The sequence below is a fragment of the Phenylobacterium sp. genome, from assembly GCF_004799395.1.
GTDB lineage: Bacteria > Pseudomonadota > Alphaproteobacteria > Caulobacterales > Caulobacteraceae > Phenylobacterium.
On sequence record NZ_SSMZ01000236.1, the window covers coordinates 1 to 5,380 of the forward strand.

Annotated in this window: 8 protein-coding genes and 1 pseudogene; 8 read left to right on the forward strand and 1 reads right to left on the reverse strand. The window is 70.9% G+C overall.

Annotated features, from left to right (window positions below):
- Positions 1–628 (forward strand): annotated as a pseudogene (locus E8A12_RS14880) (hypothetical protein); the annotation flags it as partial.
- Between the two features lie 22 nt (positions 629–650).
- Here the strand turns inward: E8A12_RS14880 and E8A12_RS14885 are convergent.
- On the reverse strand, positions 651–1,649 hold the full coding sequence (locus E8A12_RS14885; protein ID WP_293370160.1) for a zinc-dependent alcohol dehydrogenase family protein: 999 nt from the start codon (positions 1,647–1,649) through the stop codon (positions 651–653).
- A gap of 324 nt (positions 1,650–1,973) precedes the next feature.
- On the opposite strand from E8A12_RS14885, the gene E8A12_RS14890 reads away from it, so the two are divergent.
- From E8A12_RS14890 to E8A12_RS14920, 7 genes are all read left to right on the forward strand, one after another.
- Complete coding sequence (locus tag E8A12_RS14890; protein ID WP_293370163.1) at positions 1,974–2,387, forward strand: DUF302 domain-containing protein; 414 nt, start codon at positions 1,974–1,976, stop codon at positions 2,385–2,387.
- On the forward strand, positions 2,384–2,731 hold the full coding sequence (locus tag E8A12_RS14895) for an SH3-like domain-containing protein (RefSeq protein ID WP_293370166.1): 348 nt from the start codon (positions 2,384–2,386) through the stop codon (positions 2,729–2,731). Before E8A12_RS14890 ends, E8A12_RS14895 begins: the two co-directional genes overlap by 4 nt.
- The gene (locus E8A12_RS14900) at positions 2,731–3,384 is read left to right on the forward strand and encodes a nitrile hydratase subunit alpha (RefSeq protein ID WP_293370168.1); all 654 of its coding nucleotides are present in this window, start codon (positions 2,731–2,733) and stop codon (positions 3,382–3,384) included. The genes E8A12_RS14895 and E8A12_RS14900 overlap by 1 nt, the downstream gene beginning before the upstream one ends.
- The gene (locus E8A12_RS14905) at positions 3,381–3,728 is read left to right on the forward strand and encodes an SH3-like domain-containing protein (protein ID WP_293370170.1); all 348 of its coding nucleotides are present in this window, start codon (positions 3,381–3,383) and stop codon (positions 3,726–3,728) included. The genes E8A12_RS14900 and E8A12_RS14905 overlap by 4 nt, the downstream gene beginning before the upstream one ends.
- On the forward strand, positions 3,725–4,438 hold the full coding sequence (locus E8A12_RS14910; protein ID WP_293370172.1) for an aquaporin: 714 nt from the start codon (positions 3,725–3,727) through the stop codon (positions 4,436–4,438). The genes E8A12_RS14905 and E8A12_RS14910 overlap by 4 nt, the downstream gene beginning before the upstream one ends.
- Positions 4,428–4,847 carry a DUF302 domain-containing protein gene (locus E8A12_RS14915; protein ID WP_293370174.1) on the forward strand — a complete coding sequence of 140 codons (420 nt, stop codon included), beginning with the start codon at positions 4,428–4,430 and terminating at the stop codon, positions 4,845–4,847. Before E8A12_RS14910 ends, E8A12_RS14915 begins: the two co-directional genes overlap by 11 nt.
- On the forward strand, positions 4,847–5,380 hold a 534-nt coding region (locus E8A12_RS14920; protein ID WP_293370176.1), incomplete at its 3' end, for a hypothetical protein. The genes E8A12_RS14915 and E8A12_RS14920, both read left to right, overlap by 1 nt.

The window sequence follows — 5,380 nt, forward strand, 5'->3', positions numbered from 1 at the left end:
GGTGCAGGTTTATCGCCGCGACGACTTCAGCCTGGTCGCCACTATCCCAGTGGGCGCGCTGCCGCACGGCATCTGGCCCTCGGGCGACGGCAAGCGGATCTACACTGGCCTCGAGAACGGCGACGCGATGGTCGCGATCGATACCTTGACCAACACGGTGATCGCCAAGGTGCCGACCGGCCAGGCGTCGCAGGGGATCGCCTACGTCCCGAACGCGGTGCCCGACGGTGACGGGCGCCAGAACCTGCAGCCGCTCGGCCTAGCGGGCCAGGTCGCCCACGTGACCCTCGCTCCAGTTGGCGCCGCCGCCTCAACGCCCACCAGCGTAAGCCTCTTCGACCAGGGGCTTGTGCAGATCCTCCAGGCGGCCGCGACCGGGCTCGTGCCGGAGACGCCCTACGTCCTGGCCCTCGCGGAACACCCGAACGGAACGGGCGCTCTCCAGCCCCTCGCGGCCTTCACCACCAATCCGGCCGGCGCAGCGATCGTCGACGCCACGGGACCCATCCGCCAGCTTGTCCGTGGCGACGCAACGGCGCCGCGGCGCTACCTGGTGATCGCGGAGGGAACGCCGGACAATGCCGGTCCGGTGGTCCAGGTTCAGATCGCGGACGCACCGACACGCTAGTCGGTCCGTCGACCCCCAGCCGTCAACGGATCGAGACGACCACCTTGCCGTCCGCGTTGCCCTCGGAGATCGCCGCGTGGGCGTCGCCGGCGGTGGCGAGGTCAAACGCCCGGGGATCGAGCCGCGGCGCCAGCTTGCCCGCCTCCACGAGGCGCGCCGCTTCCGCCAGTATCGCGCCGTGCCGCGCACGGCCCTCGCCGGTCAGCAAAGGCAGGAGGGTGAAGACGCCCGAATAGGTGCCGCCCTTGAACGACAGCGGCGCGAGCGCGTGATTGCCCCAGCCCAGGCAGCTGACCACGTGGCCGAACTTGCGCGCCGCGGCGAAGGACGCATCGAGGATCGGCCCGCCGAGGGTGTCGTAGACCAGGTCGAAGCCGCGGCCGGCGGTATGCTCCGCGACATAGGCCTCGACGGTCATCGCCTCGATGTCGATCGGTGTCGCCCCGAGAGACCGGAGAAAGTCGGCGCGCTGGCCACGGTAGGTAGCGAAGACGTCCGCCCCAAAGGCCTTGGCGATTTGCACGGCCACGTGGCCCACGCCGCCCGCGCCCGCCTGTACGAGCACGGTCTGTCCGGCCTGGACATTGGCGCGATCCACCAGCCCTTCCCACGCCGTGATCACCACGAGGGGGAGAGCCGCGGCTTCACGCATGGAGAGGTTGGACGGCTTGCGGGCGAGAAGGTCGGCGTCGACCACGGCGTATTCGGCGAGCGAGCCCGCCACGCCGCCCACCCCACCGGTCATGCCATAGACCTCGTCGCCCGGGTGGAAGCCCTCGACGTCGGCGCCGACGGCCTCGACCACGCCGGCGAGATCCAGCCCGAGGATTGCCGGCAGGGTGTGGCGCGCATGCGCCGCCGCGCCGGCCCGGATCTTGGTGTCGAGCGGATTGACCCCGCTGGCCGCGACCCGGACCAGCACCTCGCCGTCGCCTGGGCTCGGGCGCGGCCGATCGACCAGCTCGAAGGGCCCGTCCGGGCGGTCGACGACCAGGGCCTTCATGTCGGGTTGGCGGGTCATGGCGCGTGGCTCCCAGGGCGATCTCGGCTGACGCTCTAGGACCCGTCGCCGCCCGCGTCACGCCGGGCCAGGCATATTGCCAGCCGACGCCGTTCGAAGCGGAAAGCCGGCGTGCGCGCCTCGAATACCGGCCGCGGGGGTCCATCTACCGTGATGGCGTCACCGAGAGGTCCCCATGACAAGCCCGACGCTCACTCCCCCAACCCGGCGCCGGGCTCCTGCGGGTCGTTCCGCCCTCGACCCCGCCCGACTGCGCCTCGGCGTCCCGGCGCGCGGCCGCGGGCATCGCCGCGCGACTCCCACGCTGACGCGACGGGTGGCCCCATGACTGTCTCCAGCGAGCCGATCTTCCAGCAGGTCCGCGGGACGTCTGCGTCGCTGGAGACGGTCGTGGACGCCCTGAAGGCCGCAATCGTCGCAGCGGATGTCTGGGTGCTGCACGAGATCAACCCGCAGACCCTGCTCCGCCAGGCCAACATCGAGATCGGACCGGCGCGCCAACTGCTCTTCTTCCACCCGCGCTACATGAAGCGCCTCCTCGATGCGGACCCGGCGGCGGTCCTGGAAGTCCCCTTGAAATTCGCGGTGCTCACCGAGGACACCGGCATCGCGTTGCGCTGGTTCGATCCTGTCAGGGCCTTCGAGCGCTACCGGAACCGCGAGCTGAAGGCGCTGGGCGCCGAGCTCTCCCTGCTTTGCGACCAGATCGTCGCCAGCGCCTTGGAGACCGCATCATGACCGGCCAAGTCCTCGCGCCCCTCGACCTGCGCGGCGACGTCGTCCTGGCGACCGGAGAGGCGCCCGGCTTCGAGCCCGGCGACACCGTGCGCGTCATGACGCGCTCGCCCATCGGCCACTACCGTGTGCCCCGCTACCTGCGCGGCAAGACCGGCGACGTCGTCGCGGTGATCCGCCCGATGGCGGTGGACAACGAGGAAGAGGGCTACGGCCGCAACGCCGGCTCCAAAGGCCACTATTACAGGGTGGCCTTTCCGATGGCCGAGGTCTGGCCCGGTTACGTGGGCGGCGCCACCGATCAGCTGCTTATCGAAGTCTTCCAAACCTGGCTGGAGAGGGCCTGATGTCCGCCGTCCACGACCACTCACACGACCACAATCATCCGCATGCGGAGATCACCCAGGACGGCGGGCCCGGCTACTACGACCTCATGACCGCCGCCGTGACCGAGCTCCTGGTCGAGCGGGGCCTGTTCGAGGCCGGCGAGATCTGCCGCCAGATCGATGTGCTGGATTCGCGCACCCCCGCCCTGGGCGCCAAGGCGGTCGCCCGCGCGTGGATGGACCCGGACTTCAAGCGCCGCCTGCTCGCCGACGGTCGGGTGGGCTGCGAGGAGCTCGGCATTTCCTTCTATGACGATACCCAGCTGATCGTGCTCGAGAACACCGAGCGGGTGCACAACCTGATCGTCTGCACCCTCTGCTCCTGCTACCCGCGCCCGGTGCTGGGGCTGCCGCCGGACTGGTACAAGCTGAAGCCCTACCGCGCCCGGGCGATCTCCGAGCCGCGCGCGGTGCTCGCCGAATTCGGGGCGCAGATCCCGGACGACGTGGAGGTTCGGGTCAGCGATTCCACCGCCATCGTCCGCTACCTCGTCCTGCCCCGCCGGCCGGCCGGCACGGAGCAGTTCTCCGAGAGCGAGCTCGCGAACCTGGTCACCCGCGACACCATGATCGGCGTGGCCGTGATCGATCCCCCCGGAGCCCCGCGCCAATGACCGACACCGAGCAGCTGACCAAGCGCCTGCCCAACGACATCGGCGGGACCTCTTCCGATCCCATCGTCTGGAGCGACCACGAGATGGCGCCGTGGGAGAAACGCTGCCACGCGCTCGCCGACGTCCTCGATTTCCACAAGATCATCAACACCGAGGAGAAGCGCCGCGGGGTCGAGTCCCTGGGCAGCGAGATGGTCGGGAAGCTGACCTACTACGAGCGCTGGATCGTCTGCTTCGCGAACCTGCTCTATCAGAAGCAGATCCTCCATCCGTCGGACCTGGCGCGGAAGATGGACGAAGTTGCGGCGCGCTTCGCCGAGCCGGCGCCTAGCGCTGAATCGTGACCGCTCAGGGTCCGCGTCGGGACGGGACCTGCTTCTTCGAGGCCGACCCCAGCCTGTCGCTCGCCCAGCGCGCCGGCGCAGAGGCGATCGGGACCTTCCTGCTGGTGTTCACGGTGATGGCGTCCGGCCTGGCGCAGTCGGGCACAGCCGCCGCGGCGCCGGCCGCGCGCGGCCTGGCGATCGGTCCGGCGCTGACGGCCTTGATCCTGGTCTTCGGCCAGGTCTCGGGCGGCCACTACAACCCCCTGATCAGCCTGTCGCAGTGGATGACCGGACGCCGCAACGGCGCGTGCCTGGCCGCCTACGTCGGGGCGCAGGTCGCCGGCGCCGTGCTCGCCGCCCGCCTGGCGGTCCTGGCCTTCGGTCCGGTCGCCGCGGCGTCGGCGGAGCCACTGGACTGGACCGCACTGCTCGCCGCCGAGCTCTTCGCCACGGCCGGGCTGATGACGCTGGTGCTGGGCGCGCCCCGGATGCGGCCGGCCGGCGTCGGTCCCTTCGCGGTGGGCGGCTGGGTGATGATGACGGTGGTGGGGCTTCCCGCCGCGCCGGCCGCCAATCCGGCCATCACCGCCGCGGCGCTGGCCGCCGGCCTCGCGCCGTCGCCCGCCGTCGCCGGGGCGCATCTCGCGGCCGAGGCGGTGGGGCTGGCGCTCGCCCTCCTGGCCGCGGCCCTCATTGCCCAACCAGGAACCGAGCGCCATGCCGGTTGAAGGCTTGAAGGTCATCTGCAGCCGCTTCAGCGCGAAGGAGACCGTGGACCGGCTCAAAGACGCCATCGCCGAGGCGGGCCTGACCCTCTTCGCCCACATCGACCAGGCGGCCGCGGCCCGAAGCGCCGGCGCCAGCCTCCCACCGCTCGACCTGCTGCTGTTCGGGAATCCTCACGCCGGGACGCCGCTGATGGCCAGCCATCCGACCGTGGGGATCGACCTGCCCTTGAAGGCCCTCGTCTGGCAGGACAGCGAGGCGGTCGCCTGGATCGCGTTCAACGATCCGGCGTGGATCGCCACGCGGCACCACCTCGGCGAGGGATCCCAGCCGGCCGTGGAGGCCATGGCGCGGCTCCAGGCGCGCCTTGTCGCGCAGGCCGGGTCCAGCGTCGCCGGCGGAAAGGGCTGATGTCTGCGGTTGCGTCTGGGGATGGCGCGGCCGGCGCGCCGCAAGGCCGGACCCTCGTGGGGCGCTGGCTCGCCCGGCAGGACGGTCCGTTCCGTCGGCGCCTTGCGCTCACCTACGGCATCCTGGCCGCGCTGAATCTCGGCGCCTGGGGCTGGGCGATCGCCAGCTTCCGCGACCGTCCCGTGCTGCTGGGCGTGGCCCTGGTCACCTATGGCCTCGGCCTGCGGCATGCGGTCGACGCCGACCACATCGCTGCGATCGACAACGTCACCCGCAAGCTGATGCAATCCGGACAGAGGCCCGTCGGCGTGGGTTTCTTCTTCGCCATCGGCCACGCTTCCGTGGTGATGCTGGTCACCATGGCGGTCGCTGGCGCCGCCAACCTGCTAGGCGCCTTCCGGGCCCTGCAAGGGTTGGGCGGGATCGTCAGCACCATCGTCTCGGCGCTGTTCCTCCTGGCGGTAGCGGCCATGAACGTCACCATCTTCGCCGGGGTCTACGCGAGCTACCGGCGGCTGCGGGCCGGACTGCCC

Bases quoted from the DNA above. Each gene is read 5' to 3' on its own strand.
- E8A12_RS14885 (WP_293370160.1), bottom strand. From the start codon at position 1,649: ATGACCCGCCAACCCGACATGAAGGCCCTGGTCGTCGACCGCCCGGAC.
- E8A12_RS14890 (WP_293370163.1), top strand. From the start codon at position 1,974: ATGACTGTCTCCAGCGAGCCGATCTTCCAGCAGGTCCGCGGGACGTCT.
- E8A12_RS14895 (WP_293370166.1), top strand. From the start codon at position 2,384: ATGACCGGCCAAGTCCTCGCGCCCCTCGACCTGCGCGGCGACGTCGTC.
- E8A12_RS14900 (WP_293370168.1), top strand. From the start codon at position 2,731: ATGTCCGCCGTCCACGACCACTCACACGACCACAATCATCCGCATGCG.
- E8A12_RS14905 (WP_293370170.1), top strand. From the start codon at position 3,381: ATGACCGACACCGAGCAGCTGACCAAGCGCCTGCCCAACGACATCGGC.
- E8A12_RS14915 (WP_293370174.1), top strand. From the start codon at position 4,428: ATGCCGGTTGAAGGCTTGAAGGTCATCTGCAGCCGCTTCAGCGCGAAG.